Raw genomic sequence first — 20730 nt, forward strand, 5'->3', positions numbered from 1 at the left:
ATTAATACCAATGTAGCAACAAAATGATGCTACAAAGACTAAGGCCTAGCGAGTAAACCGTCTATAAACTCGTCCTTAAAAACAAACTAATTAATTATTATCAAAGTTAATAATGATTAATAATAATTGACTTGGCTATTAATAAAATCTAATAACCCTTAAAGCCCTTATTTAGCGTTGTTTAGGTGTAAAAAAACCGACATAACTCACGTCGGCTTTTTCTTATCACTATCTGAGTAACAATCGCAGATCAACTTGCCTGCTGAGACTGTACTTGGCGATACGCCACTAAGTCGTCAATGGTGACAACCGGCATCTTATGACCGTTAGCGAAGGCAATGGCTTCAGGTGCATGGGCCATGCTGCCGTCGTCGTTAGTCAGTTCACACAGTACGCCGTAAGGACCAAAACCGGCCAGTCTAACCAAGTCGATTGTCGCTTCGGTATGACCGCGACGCGTCAATACGCCACCGTCGCGCGCGCGCAGCGGAAACACGTGCCCGGGACGATTAAGATCGGCAGGCTTAGCGCCCTCGGCTATCGCGGCACGAATGGTGGTCAGGCGGTCAGACGCCGATACGCCGGTAGTCACGCCTTCAGCGGCTTCGATAGTTACCGTAAACGCGGTTTGATAAGCGCTCGAGTTATTCTCGACCATCATGGGAAGTTCAAGATGCTTGCGGTGTTCGTCGGTGATGCACAGGCACACAATGCCACTGCCGTGGCGAATAGTTAGCGCCATTTGTTCAACCGTCATAGTTTCTGCCGCGAAGATCATATCACCTTCATTTTCGCGGTTTTCGTCGTCCAGCACCATGACACCCTGGCCGTTGCGCAGCGCGGCGAGCGCACGTTCAACGCGTTCTGTTGGGGTACCGAATTCGGAAAGTAGAGTCTGATTCATGGTAAAATAACCTCATTAACACTATGAAAAATAAATGGATTACCAGAATCAGGGCGTCTTGCGGAGTAAGCATGGCCGTGCACATAGCAGGCTATCGCTATAAAATAACGTTGCGGGTATTCAAGCCCGATCATTTCGTTACTCTCTCCCATCCGGACTATAACCGTCGGCCCCGGAATTACACCGGATCTGCTGACCTTATATTTCCATAATTTAGAAACATAAGCGCTCGCGGGCTTCCACGATGATGAAAGAGTGTTTCATCAAGTTGTTCTGTGGTTTACCGCCGGTGGGGACTTGCACCCCGCCCTGAGAATAAGCAGGCCAACTATAGCGCCAAAAAAAGGCCGGAGCAATGCGCCCAATGAGCAATTGGAGCTGTGTTAAGTAAGATTAAAGCTGTCGCCAAAGGTTTATAGAATGACATTCTGGCATTACACTAGTAGAACGCCACTTTTCTGAAACAGGTTAACGACTATGATCGACACTAAAAAAATTGAACAAATTGCTCGTCAGGTGCATGAAGCGATGCCTAAAGGCATTCGTGAGTTTGGGGAAGACACAGAAAAGAAAGTGCGCCAGGTTCTTCAGGCTCAGTTCGGCCGTATGGATTTAGTTAACCGTGAAGAGTTTGACGTGCAGACCCAAGTATTGCTGCGCACACGTGAAAAGCTCACGCTACTGGAACAGCGGCTGGCAGACATTGAAAGCAAACTGGCTACGGCTAACAGCGCACCCGCTGCCGCTTCTGCTGCATCAGTTGCGACCGCACCTGCCTCAGCACCGAAAGCTGACAAACCGCAGGAATAAACATTCCCCGACGCTTCGTCGAGTATAAAAAGTAAAAGGCCCGCATTATGCAGGCCTTTTCTCTTTATCACGCGCCTAACCGCCGCGTCACTGCTGCTGGATTACTCCTGCGATTTAATCTGATTGATTATCTTGGTCGTTGATAATCCATCTTCAAAATTCAACACTTTGACTTCACCGCCGTTGGCCCACACTTCATCGCATCCGGCAATCTGGTGCGGCTGATAGTCGCCGCCCTTAACCAGCAGGTCTGGCAAAATACCGGCAATCAGGCGACGCGGGGTATCTTCTTCAAAATCAACCACCCAATCCACGGCACCCAGCGCAGCCAAAACAATCATTCGTTGCGACAGTGGATTAACTGGGCGAGTCTCGCCTTTCAAACGCTTGGTTGAGGCATCGCTGTTCACTGCCACAATCAGCCTGTCGCCAAGTTTGCGCGCATTCGCCAGATAAGAGACATGTCCGGCGTGCAAAATATCAAAAATGCCGTTGGTCATGACCACTTTCTCACCGCGTTGACGCGCCAGCGCTACGGCAGCTTTCAGCTCTGCTTCCGTCATTACGCCAAAACCCGTCTCTGAGCGGCCGTGCACGGCGTTTTCAAGCTCAACGGAAGAAACAGTCGAGGTGCCGAGCTTGGCAACCACCACGCCAGCGGCGGCGTTTGCCAGGAAACAGGCATCTTCAAGGCTGTTGCCCGCGGCCAGCACGGTAGCCAGCACGCCAATTACCGTGTCACCGGCACCGGTCACATCGAACACTTCCTGCGCCTGCGTCGGCAGATGCAGCGGCGCTTTGCCTGGCTGTAGCAGCGTCATACCCTGCTCGGAACGCGTGACCAACAGCGCTGAAAGCTCGAAATCAGCAATCAACTGCATGCCTTTTTCTACCAATTGCGCTTCATCTTTGCACGAACCGACGACGGCTTCGAACTCAGAAAGATTAGGCGTCAGCAGTGTTGCACCACGATAAGGCTCAAAATCAGCCCCTTTTGGATCGATAAGCACCGGCACGCCGGCCTCTTTAGCCAGGGCAATCATCGCCCGCACGTCTTTCAATGCACCTTTGGCATAGTCAGACAGCACCAGAGCCCCCGTGTGCGGCAAAGCTTGTCTGATTTTTTCCAACATCGGTTGCAGATCAATCCCCTCAAAACCTTCTTCAAAGTCGAGACGGATAAGCTGCTGATTGCGCGACAGTACGCGCAGTTTGGTAATCGTCGGATGTGTAGGCACAGCCAGAAAATCACAGCTGACGTTTACTTCGCTCAAACGTTCACTTAAAGCACGAGCCGCATCGTCAACGCCGGTCAGGCCAATCAGCCGAGAACGCGCACCGAGAGAGGCAATGTTCATCGCCACGTTTGCCGCACCGCCCGGCCGCTCTTCAATCGTATTCACCTTAACAACCGGCACCGGCGCTTCCGGTGATATGCGGCTAGTTGGGCCATACCAGTAGCGGTCAAGCATTACGTCACCGACCACCAGAACGCCGGCACGGTGAAACTCAGGCAAAGTCACTTTCATCCCACACTCCAATTACTTTGGATATAAACTTGGAAAACAGGCTATCTGAACAAATCGTAGCCAAAAAAAGAGTTAGTTGGTCGCTAAATCGTGTTGTCATCCCGAAAACAATGCGCGCGATAATATCACAAGCGAAAAAGGTTGGGGCTAAAACCCATTTAGCCCAGCCATCGCTGCCAGCTTGTCTTAATGTGTTCACGCTCGGTGACAAACATATCGACCGCAACTTTCCCATTATGTTCCTGTAATGCCAGATGATGAATCTCATCGCGCAGCGTGACATAGGCATGCGTGAGCTGCACGGCTTCATCCTGCGACATGATTTGATATTTCGCCATCAGCTCGAAAATGCGCACATTATCGGACCAGCGGGTTAAATCTGGCTCACTGCTGGCGTAGCGCAGGACCAGGTACTGAGCGATAAATTCTATATCGGTAATGCCACCAGGATCGGCTTTGAGATCAAACACCTCACCTTTTTTGGTCGCCAGATGGGCCACCATTTTTTCGCGCATTTCACGCACTTCTTTTTTCAACACCTCGCCATCGCGCGGCTGGCAGAGTATTTCACGGCGAATGCCGTTGATCTGTTGGGTCATTTCAGGGCTACCGTAGACCACGCGCGCGCGCACCAGTGCCTGATGTTCCCAAGTCCAAGCGCTTTCCTGCTGATAATCCCTGAAAGCGGCAATGGTACTGACCAGCATGCCTGACGCACCGGATGGCCGCAGGCGATCGTCGACTTCATACAGAATGCCGGAAGCAGTGCGAGTGCTGAAAAGATGCATGATGCGTTGGGCCAGACGCAGATAAAACTGACGTCCGTCGATGCTGCGCGGGCCGTCGGTCACCACGTCCATCGGGCAATCGTGCAGGAAAACCAAATCCATATCTGAGCTGTAGCCCAGCTCCCAGCCGCCCAACTTACCATAACCGATAACCGCAAAGCCGCGCCCAGCATGATGCTGCAAGTGTGACGGCTGACCGTAGCGCGTTAGCATATGGTCCCACGCCTGCTGAATCACCGCCGTCAAAATTGCTTCGGCGAGGTAGGTCAAATGATCGCTCACTTTCATCACCGGCAGCACACCGGCAATATCACCCGCCGCAATGCGCAGCTGCTGCGCCTGTTTAAACTGACGCAGTGCCTCAATTTGCTGCTCTTCGTCGTCGGACGGCACGCGCAGCAAATACTGGCGCAGCTCATCGGGATAGGACTCCGGCGCAATTGGCTGATACAACGTGTTCGGGTCGAGCAGTTCATCGAGCAATATCGGGTGACGCGCCAGCTGGTTGGCAACCATCGGCGAGGCGGCGCAGAGGCGAATAAGCTGTTTCAGCGCCCCCGGATATTCAACCAGCAGCTCGATATAGGTGGTTCGCGTAACGATATTGAGCAGCAAGAGTGTTAACCGTTGCAGCAAAATATCAGCCGTTTTGTAAGTGCACACTTTCGCCAGGATCCTTGGCATCAGCTGATCGAGCTGGTCACGTCCGCGTGGACCAATGGTGCGTTTATCAACATCCTGTCGAAAGTCATTGATGGTGCGCAGCAGGTTGGCGCGCGCCGATTCAGAAAGTTGCTCTGCCAATGGCTGGAGGTCACTGTCGTCGAGTTGGTCGGTCCACAGGCTGTTAAACGGCTCCTGCTGCGGATCATCTCCCGCATCGGGCGTATCGTCGCCAATCAGCTCGTCAAACACAGCGCGAACCGCCAGCATATGCTCGGTAACGTCTTGATTCAGCGCATCCCAATGGGTGTAGTTCATCCCCCACGCCAGCCTTGCGCGGTTGAGGTCATCAGTGGGCAGCGTTTGCGTTTGCTCATCGGCAATGGCCTGCAATAGATTTTCCAGACGACGCAAAAAAAGATAACTGTCAGTCAGTTGGCGAACCTGGGTCTCTGGCAGTAAATTCAGCGCCTCTACAGCCTGCAGGGTCGGTAACAGCGCGCGCTGCTGTAGGGAAGGCTCACGGCCACCGCGGATCAGCTGAAATACCTGCACAATAAACTCAATCTCGCGGATGCCACCGGCGCCGAGCTTAATATTGTCTTTCAAACCACGGCGGCGGACCTCTCGGGCAATCATGCCTTTCATGTTGCGCAGAGACTGGATCACACTGAAGTCGATATAGCGACGGAAAACGAACGGCTTCAGCATCTTGCGTATTTCCTGACTGCTGGCGTCTTCTGCGCCGCCCATCAGCTTGGCTTTGACCATGGCATAGCGCTCCCAGTCGCGGCCCTGCTCCTGGTAATAATCTTCTAACGCTGAAAAACTCATCACCAACGGTCCACTGTCGCCAAAAGGCCGCAGACGCATATCAACGCGATACACAAAGCCGTCGATAGTCGGCTGATCCAAGGCTTTAATCAGACGTTGGCCGAGACGAATAAAGAACTGCGCGTTTTCCAGCTGACGCCGTCCGCCCTGAGTCTGGCCGTTTTCCGGATAAGAAAAAATCAGATCAATATCAGAAGAAAAATTGAGTTCGCCGCCCCCCAGCTTACCCATGCCAAGAATCAACAGCCGCTGCGGGTCGCCTGCTGCGTTAACCGGCGTGCCCCATTCCCGACAACAGGTGTCGTAGAGCCAGTCGCGCGCGGCGACAATCAGCGTTTCTGCCAATACGCTCAGCTGTTGCAGCGTTTGTTCACAACTGCTGGTTTGCATCGCCTGAGACCAGCTGATGCGCAGCATTTTTTCCTTGCGGAACAGGCGCAGCGCCTTCATTAGCCCGGCTTCATCGTGAACCTGCGCTAGGGACGTTGCCAGCTCCGATGAATAATGTTGCCACTCATCCACTCGAGGCGGGTTGGCAGCAATCTCACGCCACCACTGCGGATGAACAATAAAGTTCTCACTGATAAAATCGCTGCTGGCCAGCACGCGCAGCGCGCCTTCGGTCAGTTCAGGCACATCGGAGAGCTGCTGTTGTTCGAGGCTTTGTTTAAAACGCAGATGCAGCTTTTCGGCCTGAGCTTCAAGCAGCGGGGTGAGAGGCAACATTCTTCGGGTTCCTTTCATCATGTCGGCCTGACGAGGCGTCAGGCCGGGCTGTCAGTTAACGAGGTTGTCCGTTTAACCAAAATGCTGGCTGCATCAAAGCATGTTGGCGCGCTGAGTCTTCCCAAGCGTGCTGCTGCTGCACAATGGCCTGCTGGAGTTCGGTCCAGACTGTAATATAAGCCATTGATTCCTCGAGAGGATAGGCGCCTGACAGTAAATGGAAAGAGATGATTTGGCGTTTGAGGCGCGCCAGTTGGTCACGAAAACCCTCTTCCGTCAGCGACTGTGCAAAAGCGTCTTTCAATTCAGCGGCGGTGCGCCCAAGCATGACATCGCAAAAACGCTTGAAGGAGCCGTCGAGTTTCTTCTGCGATTTATCATCTATGAAAGGTTTCCAGGCTTCGTTCGCTATCCATGAAGTAAGCGCTAACTTACACTCAAGATAACGGGCGCTCAGGCAGACTTCTTGGGCATCAAGCCCTTTTTGATCGAGCTTTTCCGCCAGTTCAGTCAGCAGTGCGCGAAGCTCGGTGGAGGCTTTACGCGGGATTAATCCGCCGTAGATAACCAGCGTCTGACGTACGGCCTCAACGCCCTGCAGCACGTTGATACGCACCGCTTTATCACCACGAACCCACAGCTCTTCATGATACTGCCAATGGGCAAGAGACAGCTCCAGCATACCGCTAAGTGCTTGTTCAACCGTTGCTTTCGGCGCAGCGTGGAATACTTTTAAGGGGCGAGGCTCACGCAAAACGTTGCCCTGAGCCAAGTGATAACCCCGCGCTGCCTTGCTCAAACCGCCGAGACGCAGCCCGCCGTTTTTACCCAGTAGCGCAGCCAACGCCAGCAGATCGGCGGTGTTGCCTTCTTTAATTTCCAGCTCAATTTCTGACAGTGACTCAGATAGCTCGCCGGCGGTTACATTGCCTTGGTCCAGGCCAAGTTCAATCTGGCTCTGCTGGTAAGTAATCACCCACTTCTCTCTCACGAAATCGGTACGAAACAGCGGAGCCAACTCGGCCTGTAGCGCACTCACGTCACAGCCCTGTGGCCAGATATCGGCCGGGAACAGGCTCAGGTCCAGTTCAGGCTTGGCGATGCTGACGTTATACTCAGGGCGCTGGTGCAGACCCGCCACCACTTTACCGGCAGTTTTAATGGTCATCTCATAGCTGTCGTCGAAACCACGAATGCGCAGACCCATGTCCAACTTACGCAGGCGGTTGTCCGCCGTCTCGTAATAAATGTTGGTGAGTTTCTGTGGCGCAGAATGTGTGCTGGTAAATGCAGCCAACTGCTCAGGAAGCTCGGCAATGGCCGCTGGGCTGGCAATAAATTTTAATTCGATTTCTAGGGTCATAAGTCTTTGCACCGCATCTTGGCTGATAAGAACGTCTTGAATGATAAAAAATGTTTTGCCAATTCTAACACACACGTCTCGCGCGAGCCGCATGTCGTGGGATTGTAAGATAGTTCCCATTCAGGTTTATGCGTTGCGTCGTCACACTGTTGCACTTACTATCGTTCAACATTTATGTCTATCGCCATATAGGGTACCGAATACCGGCCCGCAAACTACGAAGAATGAACAATAATGAATAAATTACGCCTTTTAGGTTTCGCTTTACTCACTTTAGGCATCACCTGTGGCGCTCACGCCGATGAGAAACGCTACATTTCCGACGATTTGATCACCTACATTCACAGTGGTCCAGGTAATCAGTTTCGCATCGTTGGCACCCTGAATTCAGGTGATGAAGTTACATTAAAAAGCGTCAATAACACCACTAATTACGGTGAAGTCGTTGATGCTAAAGGCCGTAACGCCTGGATCCCATTAGACCAGTTGAGTACCTCGCCTAGCCTGCGCACGCAGGTTCCTAACTTGCAACAGCAGGTTAAAACGCTGACTGACAAACTGACCAATATTGATAATAGCTGGAATCAGCGCACTGCCGAGATGCAGCAAAAAGTCTCTTCGAGTGATGGCATTATCAACGGCCTGAAGAAAGAGAATCAGGACCTTAAAAATCAGCTTATTGTCGCACAAAAGAAAGTTAGCGCGGTCAACGTTCAGCTTGATGACAAGCAAAGAACCATTATTCTTCAGTGGTTTATGTACGGTGGTGGCGTGGCAGGTATTGGTCTAATCCTCGGTCTGGTGCTTCCGCATCTTGTGCCTCGCCGCAAGAAGAAAGATCGCTGGATGAGCTGAGTTTTTACTCGCATCATTGAGGCTGAGTTAATGAAAAGGCACCGAGCGTGCCTTTTCGTGTTGCTGGTGCATAGCGCATTAGTCAGAAATTCCATTAACAAATTTGCTACAATGAAAGCCTGAAGCGCTTTTTATTTTGGTTATATTTCCCAGGAGTTAGCCCGTGAAAATCTATCTGGTCGGCGGTGCCGTCCGCGACAGTCTGTTAAACCTTGCCGTCAGTGAGCAGGATTGGGTGGTGGTCGGATCTACCCCTGAGGCTATGCTTGAGCTTGGCTATCAACAGGTTGGCAAAGATTTTCCGGTTTTTCTGCACCCCGTTAGCCGCGAGGAATACGCCCTCGCCCGCACTGAACGCAAATCAGGCGCGGGATATAACGGCTTCATCTGCTACTCCTCCCCGGACGTAACGCTGGAGCAGGACCTAATGCGCCGCGATTTAACCATTAATGCCATTGCCCGCAGCGCAGACGGTGAGCTTATCGATCCTTACAAAGGTCAGGGTGATATTGAAGCCCGCGTTTTACGCCACGTTTCCGATGCCTTTGGTGAAGATCCACTGCGCGTGCTGCGCCTTGCCCGCTTCGCCGCGCGCTTCGCCCATTTAAGCTTCACTATTGCCCCCGAAACACAGCAGCTGATTACACAAATGGCCGCCAGCGGTGAACTTGAAGCCTTAACACCTGAAAGAGTGTGGAAAGAGACAGAGAAGGCGTTGCAAACGGAAGATCCACAGGTTTATTTCCAAGTATTGCGCGACTGCAATGCACTGAAAGTGCTTTTCCCAGAAGTTGATGCACTATTTGGCGTGCCGGCTCCGGCTAAATGGCATCCTGAAATTGACACCGGCATTCATACCCTGATGACGCTTAAGATTGCTGCCGAGCTTAGCCAAGATGTCGATATACGCTTCTCGGCGCTGTGCCACGATCTGGGAAAAGGGCTAACGCCGCCTGAACACTGGCCAAGCCATCACGGCCACGGGCCTGCCGGGGTCAAGCTGGTTAAGCGACTTTGTGAACGGCTGCGCGTGCCGACCGCCATTCGTGATTTGGCCGTACTGGTTGCCGAGTTTCATGACCTTATTCATACGGTTGAACGACTTCGCCCCGAAACGTTGCTCAAACTGTTCGACAGCATTGACGTCTGGCGTAAACCACAGCGCCTTGAGCAGATGATCCTTACGAGTGAAGCCGACGCACGTGGCAGAACCGGATTCGAGCGTAATCCGTATCCACAGGGTGATTATTTGCGTGCGGCGTTTGCTGCCGCCAACGACGTGTCTGTTAAAGACGTGGTGGCGCTGGGATTACAGGGCATGGCAATACGCGAAGAGCTGGGCAAACAACGCATCGCTGCCATAGCACAATGGCGCTCCACGCAGAGCATAATGCCGCGCTAGCGACGTAACGTCATTACAAGAAAAGAGCGTTCTGCCAACAAAAAACCCGCCGAAGCGGGTTTTTTGTTGTTTATTGCACTTTCAATGGCGAACTAACTGATGAATACCCAGTAAACCAGCGCAGCCACCACGAAACGATAAATCGCGAAAGGAACAAACGAAATACGTTTAATGAGCGACAGGAAGGTTTTAATTGCAATCAGTGCCACAATAAAGGCAGTCACGAAGCCCACGGCAAACATCGGCAAATCTGACCAGCTCAGGATGGAGTGGTTCTTATAAAGATCGAGCGTACTGGCGCCTAACATCATCGGAACGGCAAGCAGGAACGAATATTCCGAAGCCGCGTAACGACTCACGCCCATCAGCAAACCGCCACCAATCGTTGCGCCAGAACGCGAGAAACCAGGCCACAGCGCCAGACATTGGAAACAGCCAATCATAAAGGCCTGCAGGTAGGTAATATCATCAATACCCACTGCTTTAGGAAACTTTGGCTTTACCCATTCAGCAACCAGAATATATATACCGCCAACCACCAGCGCATACATGACATATTTAGGTTCAAACAGCGCTTTAATATTGTGGCTAAACAGTAAACCGATCACGACGGCAGGGATCATACCAAGGAGAATATGCAGCAAAGTAAGGTGACCTTTACCCACGCCTTCGTGCTCGACTTTCTTACCAAAATGTATGCCAATCAGGCCGAAAAGGCGCCGCCAGAATACCACCACCACAGCCAAAATGGATCCTAACTGTATGATAACCTCGAAAACCTTCGACTTATCATCGGTAAAGCCCATTAAATGACCGGCGATGATCAAATGTCCGGTTGACGACACCGGCAAGAATTCCGTCAAGCCCTCAACGATACCTAAAATCAGCGCGATTAATAGCTGATGACCTTCAGTTACCATAATTTCCATGCCCTAAATAGAGTGTTCACTTAACAGCGCAATATGCTCTAACGTCTTAAGGCAAAATTAAGATTTTGCCTACTTCTACCCAATACCACCATCCCAGAGTAATAGTAGTAATGTGTTATTATGACAGCCGTTTTTCAATTTATACGTAATAAGCGCTAATTTAAATGAAAATTTATTTAATAAGCTTTCCACGCTCGATAATGACACCCACGTTGGCGGCATGTGCAACGGCGCCAGGCTTGCTAAGCTTAATTTTTACCCACGGCGTATTGAAGCGCGTCATGAGTAAACTGGCCACTTCTTCCGCCACACGTTCGACCAGCGCAAAGCTTTGCGACGTGACGTGTTCGATAACCGCATCACTGACGTCGGCGTAGCTTAAACAGTCATTAACGTCGTCGCTTTTGGCTGACTTACGATTGTCCCAGGCAAGTTCGATATCAAACACCAGCTTCTGCTGAATTGTTTGTTCCCACTCAAAGGCGCCTATGGTGGTGATTACATTCAGTTGCTCAATAAATACGATATCCATCACGCAGTCTCCTGTTTTTGGCCTTGCTGGATACCACTTCCAGCTGAAAGTGCGTATTATCCATAGAAGTAGTGATTTAAACGACCTCTAATAGACGGAATTGCTTTTATGAGTGCAACCGCGCTTGGAATGATTATTTTCGCCTACCTATGCGGCTCAATTTCCAGTGCTATTCTGGTTTGCCGCCTGGCGAGACTCCCCGACCCACGAACCCAAGGTTCTGGTAATCCGGGTGCCACCAACGTGCTGAGGATCGGCGGAAAAGCCGCTGCGGCTACGGTGCTCATTTTCGACGTGCTGAAAGGCATGTTGCCGGTATGGGTGGCGTACAAATTTAACGTGACACCGATGTATTTGGGACTGACGGCCATTGCGGCCTGCGTCGGCCACATCTATCCGGTATTCTTCCGCTTTAAGGGCGGCAAGGGCGTGGCGACGGCGTTGGGCGCGATTGCGCCGATCGGCTGGGATCTTACTGGATTAATGACCGGCACTTGGCTACTCACCGTATTGCTCAGTGGCTACTCGTCATTGGGTGCTATTGTCAGTGCGCTGATTGCGCCCTTTTATGTCTGGTGGTTTAAACCGCAGTTCACTTTCCCGGTAGCGATGCTCTCCTGCCTTATTCTTTTACGCCACCACGACAATATTCAGCGGCTGTGGCGAGGTCAGGAAACCAAAATCTGGACGCGGCTCAAGCAGAAGAAAGCCGCCAGAAAAGCCGCAGAAGCCGCGAAGAACAATAAATAGCAGGCATAAAAAAACGACCTTCTGAGGTCGTTTTTTATTTCTAGCGCTTTATCATCAGCCTGCGTGAGGCATTCAATTAAACGGGTGCCAGCTCATCGAGAGGCCAGCGCGGCCTAACGGAAATACTTAAGTCTGCGTTCGCGCTGGTTTTCAACCGCACCATGCCTGCATAGGCAATCATCGCGCCGTTATCGGTACAAAATTCGGGACGCGCATAGAACACTTCACCGCCGCGTTTTTCCATCACTTCAGCCAATTTGCTGCGCAATGTGCGGTTTGCACTGACGCCACCGGCCATGACCAGACGTTTGAATCCGGTATGATCCAGCGCGCGTCTGCACTTGATGGCCAACGTATCAACCACCGCATCTTCAAAAGCACGGGCGATATCGGCATGCGTTTGTGCGTCACTTTCATTGCCACGAATAGTGTTGGCAGCAAACGTTTTTAATCCTGAAAAACTGAAATCGAGGCCGGGACGGTCGGTCATTGGGCGTGGGAAGGTAAAACGCCCCGCGACACCCTGCTGCGCCATTTTCGACAGCAGCGGCCCGCCAGGGTAGTCAAGGCCCAGCAGTTTCGCCGTTTTATCAAAGGCTTCGCCGGCGGCATCGTCAACCGATTCGCCGAGCAGCGTGTATTCACCGATGCCGGTCACGCTGATAAGCTGCGTGTGCCCACCGGAGACCAACAGCGCCACAAAGGGGAATTCCGGCGGATTATCTTCAAGCATCGGCGCTAAAAGATGCCCTTCCATATGGTGCACGGCAACGGCCGGAACGTTCCAGGCAAACGCCAGCGATCGCCCGATGGTTGCCCCCACCAGCAGCGCGCCGACCAGTCCAGGACCGGCGGTATAAGCCACGCCGTCGATGTCCTGTGCCGTTAGATTTGCCTCTTTCAGTGCTTCCTGAATAAGCGGCAGCGTTTTACGCACGTGGTCACGTGACGCAAGTTCAGGCACAACGCCGCCGTAGTCAGCATGCAGTTTTACCTGACTATACAGTTGATTAGCTAACAACCCGTTTTCAGAGTCGTAAATTGCAATCCCGGTTTCATCGCAGGACGTTTCAATACCCAGTACTCGCATCACTCTTTCCATCATGTTTTTGCGCTAACTCGCGGCGCGTATTCTAGCATACAACCTCGCATCGGTATCGCTTACTCAAGGCCAAAACGCGGGGTTAATGAGCACAAACGCCAGCTTTTTGTGCAAAAAAGTGATTAATGTCGAGCAATTCGAATTGATTGGTATATAATCGCCGGCCGACGCAAAAGCGAGCGCACAGTCCATCATTGAAAGGATTGTAATGCGCCTGTTTCAATTTGCCATTGGGCTTTACAAGGCTAGGCGAATTGGAGTAAAATTCCGCACCATTTTGAAATGAGCTGGCACCACGCTAGCGAACAAACCGATTTTATCGAGGTGAGAGGCACATGCCTGTAATTAAAGTACGTGAAAACGAGCCGTTCGACGTAGCTCTGCGTCGCTTCAAGCGTTCCTGCGAAAAAGCAGGTGTTTTGGCAGAAGTTCGTCGTCGCGAATTCTATGAAAAACCGACTACCGAACGTAAACGCGCTAAAGCATCTGCAGTAAAACGCCACGCCAAGAAACTGGCTCGCGAAAACGCACGTCGCACTCGTCTGTATTAATTCTTCGGGGGCAACCCCACCCGCGTGATACTGTTTTTCTAAAACGCGCAGACCGAGTAGTTGCATACGAAGGCCGTGCTTTCCGAAAGGAATGCGCGGCTTGTTCTCGTTTATAGGCTATATCCAAAAGATTTCGTGATGCGGCAAGGCGGCAACCGAACGAACGCCCGGGAGCTTACCTCGGTAAGTGGCAGGGTTGAGCGAGGAGAGCCAGCGCAGCAGCAGTGCGAAAGATGAAGGGTAAGTGAGTAAGGGGCTTATGGCTGGGAGAATTCCGCGCGTATTTATCAATGACTTGCTGGCTCGCACCGACATCGTCGACTTAATCGATGCTCGTGTGAAGTTAAAAAAGCAAGGCAAGAATTACCACGCGTGCTGCCCATTTCACCATGAGAAAACACCCTCATTCACCGTAAACAGCGATAAGCAGTTTTATCATTGTTTCGGCTGTGGAGCACACGGCAACGCCGTCGACTTCCTGATGAACTACGACAGACTCGAATTTGTCGAATGCATCGAGGAACTGGCTACCATGCAAGGTTTGGAAGTGCCGTATGAAGTTGGCACCGGCCCGACCCCTATGGAACGCCACCAGCGTCAAAGTCTTTACCAGCTAATGGAACCGCTCAGCGAGTTCTACAAGCAGTCACTTAAGCAGCCTACCGGTGCTCCCGCTCGCGAGTATCTGACGCAACGCGGTTTAAGCGACGACGTTATCAACCATTTTGCCATTGGTTTCGCCCCTGCGGGCTGGGACAACGCGTTAAAACGCTTTGGCAAAACCGCCGACGACAGAACGTCTCTGACCGACGCGGGTATGTTGATTACTAACGAACAAGGACGCAGTTACGACCGTTTTCGCGAACGTGTCATGTTCCCTATCCGCGACAAACGCGGCCGGGTTATTGCGTTTGGTGGACGAGTATTGGGCGACGCACTCCCCAAGTATCTCAACTCCCCAGAAACAGAAATTTTCCATAAAGGCCGTCAACTGTATGGCCTTTATGAAGCACAGGTGAATCACCCGACACCCGCCCGACTTCTGGTGGTTGAAGGCTATATGGACGTCGTCGCGCTGGCGCAGTTTGGCATTGATTATGCCGTCGCCTCGCTGGGAACCTCGACCACGGCTGAACATATTCAGCTGTTGTTCCGCGCGACAGACACCGTAATTTGCTGCTATGACGGCGACCGTGCAGGACGAGAAGCAGCCTGGCGTGCGCTTGAGACTGCACTGCCCTATTTGCAGGACGGCCGACAGCTGCGGTTTATGTTTTTACCCGACGGCGAAGACCCTGACACATTGGTGCGTAAAGAAGGCAAGCAGGCGTTTGAACAACGTATGGAAGAGGCGCATTCAATCTCGACTTTTCTGTTTGATACGCTGATGCCGCAGGTAGATTTGAGCAGTCCCGAAGGGCGAACCAAACTGAGCATGCTCGCGCTGCCGCTGGTGAGTCAGGTACCGGGCGAGACGCTGCGACTGTATTTACGCCAGCAGTTAGGTAACAAACTCGGAATTTTAGACGATAGCCAGTTAGAAAAACTGATGCCGAAGCCGGCGGAGAGTGTAAATAGCTACCAGGCGCCCCAGCTAAAACGCACAACCATGCGTATACTGATAGGGTTACTGGTACAAAATCCACAACTGGCTACACTTATACCCTCGTTGCAAGGTTTAGAGCAATCGAAACTTCCGGGTCTGGACCTGCTGAAAGAGCTGGCAGACATCTGCAACGCCCAGCCAGGCTTGAAAACCGGACAGTTGCTGGAGATGTATAGAGATAATAAATTCGGCCCACAGCTTGAAATATTAGCAATGTGGGACGATATAGCAGATAGGGACATTGCAGAAAAAACATTCCTAGACGCGCTGGACCATTTATTTGACTCGGCATTGGTGCAAAGACTGGAAACATTGATTGCCCGCTCACGAACCGACGGCTTGAGTGCCGAAGAGCGGGAAGAGGTCAAGGCCATTACCGAAGCGCGCAGAAAACGTTAAAGCAGTTGTACGACTAAATTTTCCTGATGCCTCCGTCGTGATAAATGGATGAGCAAGGACCAAGAACACCAACGGCTTAAGTGCCGATATATAGCGGGATGCTACCCCGCAAAATGCCGCCATAGTGGGCCGCGGCGAAATCAAATACGCCCCAAATGTTATTGTTGGCGGTTTCGCCGACCGACACCAACCCAATACTCTGAAGTGTGGATACCGTCTTATGGAGCAAAACCCGCAGTCACAGCTTAAGCTACTTGTCACCCGTGGTAAGGAGCAAGGCTATTTGACCTTTGCTGAGGTCAATGACCATCTGCCGGAAGATATCGTCGACTCCGACCAGATCGAAGACATCATCCAGATGATCAACGACATGGGTATACAGGTACTTGAAGAAGCGCCTGATGCCGATGACTTGATGCTGGCCGAAAATAGACCTGATACCGACGAAGATGCAGCAGAAGCAGCAGCGCAGGTGCTCTCAAGCGTAGAATCTGAAATCGGCCGTACCACTGACCCTGTGCGCATGTATATGCGTGAAATGGGTACCGTAGAACTTCTGACCCGTGAAGGCGAAATCGACATCGCTAAACGTATCGAAGACGGTATCAACCAGGTGCAGTGCTCGGTTGCTGAATACCCAGAAGCTATCACCTATTTGTTAGAGCAATATGACCGTGTTGAAGCGGGCGAAGCTCGCCTGTCCGACTTGATCACCGGTTTCGTTGACCCTAACGCAGAAGAAGATGTTGCACCGACCGCGACTCACGTAGGTTCTGAACTGACTAATGAAGAATTAGACGATTCAGACGACGATGAAGAAGAAGATGACGATGCAGAAGACGACAACAGCATCGACCCTGAGCTGGCGCGTCAGAAGTTCACAGAACTGCGTGAACAACATGAAGCCACGCGTTCTGTTATCAAGAAAAACGGTCGTAGCCACAAAAGCTCTGCAGAAGAAATTCTGAAACTGTCTGAAGTTTTCAAACAGTTCCGTCTGGTGCCAAAACAGTTCGATTTCTTGGTTAACAGCATGCGTTCCATGATGGATCGCGTTCGTGCTCAAGAACGTTTGATCATGAAACTGTGCGTTGAACAGTGCAAAATGCCGAAGAAAAATTTCGTCAACCTGTTTGCTGGCAACGAAACCAATCAAACTTGGTTTGATGCGGCACTGGCCATGGCTAAACCATGGTCTGAAAAACTGAAAGAAGTGACTGAAGATGTGCAGCGCGGCCTGTTAAAACTGCGTCAGATTGAAGAAGAAACCGGTCTGACCATTGAACAGGTTAAAGACATCAACCGTCGCATGTCGATTGGTGAAGCGAAAGCGCGTCGTGCCAAGAAAGAGATGGTGGAAGCCAACTTGCGTCTGGTTATTTCTATCGCCAAGAAATACACCAACCGCGGCTTGCAGTTCCTCGACCTGATTCAGGAAGGTAATATCGGCCTGATGAAAGCCGTTGATAAGTTTGAATATCGCCGTGGCTATAAGTTCTCGACTTATGCGACCTGGTGGATCCGTCAGGCTATCACCCGCTCTATCGCCGACCAGGCGCGTACCATCCGTATCCCGGTACATATGATTGAGACAATTAATAAACTCAACCGTATTTCCCGTCAGATGCTGCAAGAGATGGGCCGTGAGCCAACGCCGGAAGAGCTGGCCGAACGCATGTTGATGCCGGAAGACAAGATCCGCAAAGTGCTGAAAATTGCCAAAGAACCTATCTCCATGGAAACGCCAATCGGCGACGATGAAGATTCGCATCTGGGTGACTTTATCGAGGATACCACCCTCGAGCTGCCGCTGGATTCTGCAACTTCCGAGAGCCTGCGCTCAGCAACGCACGACGTGCTGGCTGGCCTGACTGCACGTGAAGCCAAAGTTCTGCGTATGCGTTTCGGTATCGACATGAACACTGACCACACGCTGGAAGAAGTGGGCAAACAGTTCGACGTTACCCGTGAACGTATTCGTCAGATCGAAGCTAAAGCGTTGCGTAAACTGCGCCACCCGAGCCGCTCAGAAGTTCTTCGTAGCTTCCTCGACGATTAATCTTTCTGATTAACCGCGCGTTGAAAGCAAAAGCCCCGTCTGGATTTCCCGACGGGGCTTTTTTATTGCCATCAATTGCTTAACCAAAACGCCTCAGCGCCCGTTTAGGGCTTCGTGCAACTGTTGATAGCTTTTAACCAGCTCGTCCAACGTCGCGCGGTTAAGGCCGCTAGGATTAGGCAGTACCCAAACCTCGGTGTCACCCAGCATTATCTCCTGACGCCCCCACGCCACTTTGCGGATGCCAAACGCGCTGCTGAACGCCTGCTTGCCCAATACCGCCAGCGCCCGTGGCTGATACTGCATCATTTTGGCCTTCAGCGCCTCACCGCCGTCGCGAAGCTCATTGCGCGCCAGTTCGGTTGCCTCGACGGTTGGGCGTTCAACCAACATCGTAATCCCGCAGCCAGTATCCAGCAGATGCTGTTCCTCCTCTGGTTTGAGTAAACGATCGGTAAAACCCGCCTGATAAATCACTTTCCAAAAGCGATTATTCGAATTGGCAAAGTGAAAACCATGATGAGCGGTAGATAACCCAGGATTGATGCCGCAGAAAACCACCCGCAGATCGGAGCTGATGATGTCAGTGATCATGTTTAAGCCTTAAGCCGTTTTTAATGTTGCTATCCTAAAAACTCGCAGCAATAACAACAAGCTAAAAGTTGAACATAAAACAGGCATACGGTCGTTTGAGGTGTAGACCTGGAGTCACTAACTACCGTATAATCCTGCACCGCGGCCCCTTAGCTCAGTTGGTTAGAGCACGCGACTCATAATCGCTTGGTCACTGGTTCAAGTCCAGTAGGGGCCACCAAATTTTCCCTGTTAAATCAGTACATTAAGCCACTTTACGAAGTGGCTTTTTTGTTTCCTAAATTCAGAGTGGCGATGAAATGGCGACGGATTTTTTGAGCGGCAATATTCAGGGCGTAAAAAAACCCGCATATTCGCGGGCTTTTCTTTTAAATCCACAGGGTGCCTTGGTTCATTCTTGAGGGGTGCGGGGGGACTGGCTTAACCTCCCCTGGCGTTACAATAAAGTCTTCTACTGTTTCAAGGGACTTGAAAGTGCAACTGCAATTAATGTTTTGGCACTGGTGATAACGTTCTTTCGTTGTCGCACTCAAGTATCTACTTGTTCTTGCGTGTGCAGCGTGTTGACATTTTGGACAATGCATCATAATAGTGTTCCCCCGAGGATTCAGAACACTTAATACACCAAAAGTGAACCACCCTCAACATAAATGCTCAATTTGGTATTTTCAATACTATTCAGATTCTTCATAGCTCACATCTGATAACAACACTTCTAAATTCAGCGTGGTAATAAACCCGCTATTACTCAAACTGTGCTGCACCTTGCTGATAATCCATGACTGCGCATCAATCACCGCCTTAAACCCCCTAACGGCCACCGGTGTTTCTGGGAAGATATCCGCGCGCCCCATAGCCAGCGTTAACGAGAACTCTGCGACGCCCCGCTGCAGCTTTTCCCACTTCGATTTTGCGGCGTGCATGGCGGCGGCTTTAGTGGCGTAAATCGTCGTCATGGCAAACACGTTATCCTCGGTTCCGGCCATGTACTCGCCCTCTTTTTCCTCCGGTGTTTTCGTCACTTTTTTCTTGGTGACTTTTGCGCTTGGATGCTGCAAGGCGCGCAGGTGCTGTTCCTTTTTCTTGCGCTGCACCTTCAACTTTTTCGGGGTCGGGTCTTTGGTGTGTAGCCAACTGGCCGTTACGCCGGTATACGCGCCACGGTCAGCAATACTAAAGGTGTGCCGGTCGCCGTCTTTGCGGGTGATGGTCATTTGAGGTATGGCTTTTCCGCTGGCCGTCACGCCGCTGCCTGGCTTGATAAATAACAGCTTCCCCTGTTTAACGGCAGCAACTGCGCCGTGCAACGTTGCCAGGCGCGTAATGAATTTAGCGTCGGTCTCCTGCGTCTGGTCGAGGTGAGTAATCGGGATACCCGCCAGCCCCTCGGCTAAGGCAGCTTTGAGCTTGTTGCGTTCTGCTATCTGCTTAACAACCTCACCTAATGTCGTATCGTGATATGACACCGCACGGCGGGAATTCAGGCTACCCCTGAAATCAGCGCTGCGGGCGCGGATAGTCAGCGTGTCCGGCGCGCCGTGGTGCTCCACTTCATCAACCGTAAAACTGCCTTTGCCAATCAGTGCCGACCCTTTCCAGCCGAGGAAAATTGACAGCACCGCGCCACGTTCCGGCATCGCCAGCAGCCCGTCGGCGTCGTCCAGCTCAATGTCTAACTGGTCAGCCTCAAAGCCGCGATTATCCGTCAGGTTTAATGAAATAAGCCGCGACCGGATATTTTGCGTAATGTCTTTCTGGTCGAGGTTAATCATAAAGTCCGGCGTTATTTCTGCCCCAGCTGGCAGGCTCAGATTGGTTATCATGAAAATAACCCTCCCGCCTGCGATGCCAGACTGCCCATTACCGATTGAACGCTCGAAGTGAGATTGCTGCTTTTTCCGATAAGGTCGTTAGCCTGCTGTTTCAGGTCACCAAACATGGCCGTCAGTGACTCATCAACGCGCAGAAGATTGAGCGTGAAGTCGATACGGCGGGCGCTGCCGTCGGAAAAAAACTCTGTCGAGTTAGTGTTGTAATCCGTGACTACATACATGCCGTAGATTGTCCCGTCACCGCCAATTAACGGCCAGGCGCGCCCGAGGTCTGCCAGCGCCTTGAGCGTGACCAGGGAAATTTTACCGCCGGTGATTTCCGGCAGCAGCACGCCGGTGAGCGTGATTTTTTCATCACCTGGCCCAAGAAATTGCGCGGTCGCCCGCTGGCCAACGCGGCTATTTGTCGGCCAACGATAATCAACGTTGTGCTGCAATCCCTGATAGGGCAGCGTCTGGCGCATAAATACCATCATTCCTAATGTCATCATCATGGCTATGC

The 20730-nt window shown here is 51.6% G+C and carries 18 protein-coding genes, 1 tRNA gene and 1 riboswitch; of the genes, 8 read left to right on the forward strand and 11 right to left on the reverse strand.

Features of this window, described 5'->3' with window-relative positions; genetic code table 11:
* Positions 1-250 precede the first annotated feature (250 nt).
* Positions 251-904, reverse strand: a complete 654-nt coding sequence (gene ribB / locus BS639_RS18400; RefSeq protein ID WP_055782742.1) for a 3,4-dihydroxy-2-butanone-4-phosphate synthase — start codon at positions 902-904, stop codon at positions 251-253.
* Positions 905-1040: 136 nt separating this feature from the next.
* Positions 1041-1225, reverse strand: a riboswitch (FMN riboswitch).
* Between the two features lie 156 nt (positions 1226-1381).
* Here ribB and ubiK point away from each other — a divergent pair.
* Positions 1382-1714, forward strand: coding sequence for a ubiquinone biosynthesis accessory factor UbiK (gene ubiK, locus BS639_RS18405; RefSeq protein ID WP_084983973.1), 333 nt, complete (start codon positions 1382-1384; stop codon positions 1712-1714).
* A 101-nt stretch (positions 1715-1815) separates the two neighbouring features.
* On the opposite strand, the gene hldE is transcribed toward ubiK, so the two are convergent.
* The 3 genes from hldE to BS639_RS18420 all read right to left on the reverse strand — a co-directional run bounded on the left by hldE (position 1816) and on the right by BS639_RS18420 (position 7617).
* The gene (gene hldE, locus BS639_RS18410; protein ID WP_055782735.1) at positions 1816-3243 is read right to left on the reverse strand and encodes a bifunctional D-glycero-beta-D-manno-heptose-7-phosphate kinase/D-glycero-beta-D-manno-heptose 1-phosphate adenylyltransferase HldE; all 1428 of its coding nucleotides are present in this window, start codon (positions 3241-3243) and stop codon (positions 1816-1818) included.
* A gap of 158 nt (positions 3244-3401) precedes the next feature.
* Positions 3402-6254, reverse strand: a complete 2853-nt coding sequence (gene glnE, locus BS639_RS18415; RefSeq protein ID WP_084983975.1) for a bifunctional [glutamate--ammonia ligase]-adenylyl-L-tyrosine phosphorylase/[glutamate--ammonia-ligase] adenylyltransferase — start codon at positions 6252-6254, stop codon at positions 3402-3404.
* A 55-nt stretch (positions 6255-6309) separates the two neighbouring features.
* Positions 6310-7617, reverse strand: coding sequence for a CYTH domain-containing protein (locus BS639_RS18420; protein ID WP_055782962.1), 1308 nt, complete (start codon positions 7615-7617; stop codon positions 6310-6312).
* A 234-nt stretch (positions 7618-7851) separates the two neighbouring features.
* Here BS639_RS18420 and BS639_RS18425 point away from each other — a divergent pair, with 234 nt between their 5' ends.
* Entirely contained in the window at positions 7852-8472 is a 621-nt protein-coding gene (locus BS639_RS18425) for a TIGR04211 family SH3 domain-containing protein (RefSeq protein WP_055782729.1), read from the forward strand.
* A gap of 163 nt (positions 8473-8635) precedes the next feature.
* Positions 8636-9874 carry a multifunctional CCA addition/repair protein gene (locus BS639_RS18430; RefSeq protein ID WP_084983978.1) on the forward strand — a complete coding sequence of 413 codons (1239 nt, stop codon included), beginning with the start codon at positions 8636-8638 and terminating at the stop codon, positions 9872-9874.
* A gap of 92 nt (positions 9875-9966) precedes the next feature.
* Here the strand turns inward: BS639_RS18430 and bacA are convergent, their stop codons facing one another.
* Complete coding sequence (gene bacA, locus BS639_RS18435; protein WP_055782723.1) at positions 9967-10794, reverse strand: undecaprenyl-diphosphate phosphatase; 828 nt, start codon at positions 10792-10794, stop codon at positions 9967-9969.
* A 181-nt stretch (positions 10795-10975) separates the two neighbouring features.
* Positions 10976-11335: a bifunctional dihydroneopterin aldolase/7,8-dihydroneopterin epimerase gene (gene folB, locus BS639_RS18440; RefSeq protein ID WP_055782719.1), complete on the reverse strand. Its 360-nt coding sequence runs from the start codon at positions 11333-11335 to the stop codon at positions 10976-10978.
* 108 nt (positions 11336-11443) lie between these two features.
* Between folB and plsY the strand changes: the two genes are divergently transcribed.
* Positions 11444-12085 (forward strand): glycerol-3-phosphate 1-O-acyltransferase PlsY, encoded by a 642-nt coding sequence (plsY, locus tag BS639_RS18445; RefSeq protein WP_055782715.1) that lies wholly within the window; start codon positions 11444-11446, stop codon positions 12083-12085.
* 76 nt (positions 12086-12161) lie between these two features.
* On the opposite strand, the gene tsaD is transcribed toward plsY, so the two are convergent.
* Positions 12162-13175 (reverse strand): tRNA (adenosine(37)-N6)-threonylcarbamoyltransferase complex transferase subunit TsaD, encoded by a 1014-nt coding sequence (gene tsaD, locus BS639_RS18450; protein ID WP_055782712.1) that lies wholly within the window; start codon positions 13173-13175, stop codon positions 12162-12164.
* Positions 13176-13522: 347 nt separating this feature from the next.
* On the opposite strand from tsaD, the gene rpsU reads away from it, so the two are divergent.
* From rpsU to rpoD, 3 genes are all read left to right on the forward strand, one after another.
* A complete protein-coding gene (rpsU, locus tag BS639_RS18455) occupies positions 13523-13738 on the forward strand; it encodes a 30S ribosomal protein S21 (RefSeq protein WP_001144069.1) in 216 nt (71 codons plus the stop codon).
* Between the two features lie 259 nt (positions 13739-13997).
* Complete coding sequence (gene dnaG / locus BS639_RS18460) at positions 13998-15743, forward strand: DNA primase (protein ID WP_055782708.1); 1746 nt, start codon at positions 13998-14000, stop codon at positions 15741-15743.
* A 220-nt stretch (positions 15744-15963) separates the two neighbouring features.
* Positions 15964-17802 (forward strand): RNA polymerase sigma factor RpoD, encoded by a 1839-nt coding sequence (gene rpoD, locus BS639_RS18465; protein ID WP_055782705.1) that lies wholly within the window; start codon positions 15964-15966, stop codon positions 17800-17802.
* A gap of 93 nt (positions 17803-17895) precedes the next feature.
* On the opposite strand, the gene mug is transcribed toward rpoD, so the two are convergent.
* On the reverse strand, positions 17896-18396 hold the full coding sequence (mug, locus tag BS639_RS18470; RefSeq protein ID WP_084983980.1) for a G/U mismatch-specific DNA glycosylase: 501 nt from the start codon (positions 18394-18396) through the stop codon (positions 17896-17898).
* 143 nt (positions 18397-18539) lie between these two features.
* Here mug and BS639_RS18475 point away from each other — a divergent pair.
* A tRNA-Ile gene (locus tag BS639_RS18475) sits at positions 18540-18616 on the forward strand.
* Between the two features lie 148 nt (positions 18617-18764).
* Here the strand turns inward: BS639_RS18475 and BS639_RS18480 are convergent.
* The 3 genes from BS639_RS18480 to BS639_RS18490 form a co-directional block, all read right to left on the reverse strand.
* Positions 18765-18983: a DNA-binding transcriptional regulator gene (locus BS639_RS18480; protein ID WP_084983982.1), complete on the reverse strand. Its 219-nt coding sequence runs from the start codon at positions 18981-18983 to the stop codon at positions 18765-18767.
* 87 nt (positions 18984-19070) lie between these two features.
* A complete protein-coding gene (locus BS639_RS18485; RefSeq protein ID WP_084983984.1) occupies positions 19071-20219 on the reverse strand; it encodes a phage late control D family protein in 1149 nt (382 codons plus the stop codon).
* Positions 20216-20722: a phage tail protein gene (locus BS639_RS18490; RefSeq protein WP_055778609.1), complete on the reverse strand. Its 507-nt coding sequence runs from the start codon at positions 20720-20722 to the stop codon at positions 20216-20218. Before BS639_RS18490 ends, BS639_RS18485 begins: the two co-directional genes overlap by 4 nt.
* Between the last annotated feature and the right edge of the window lie 8 nt (positions 20723-20730).

This window comes from Rouxiella silvae (assembly GCF_002093625.1).
Taxonomy (GTDB): Bacteria; Pseudomonadota; Gammaproteobacteria; order Enterobacterales; family Enterobacteriaceae; genus Rouxiella; species Rouxiella silvae.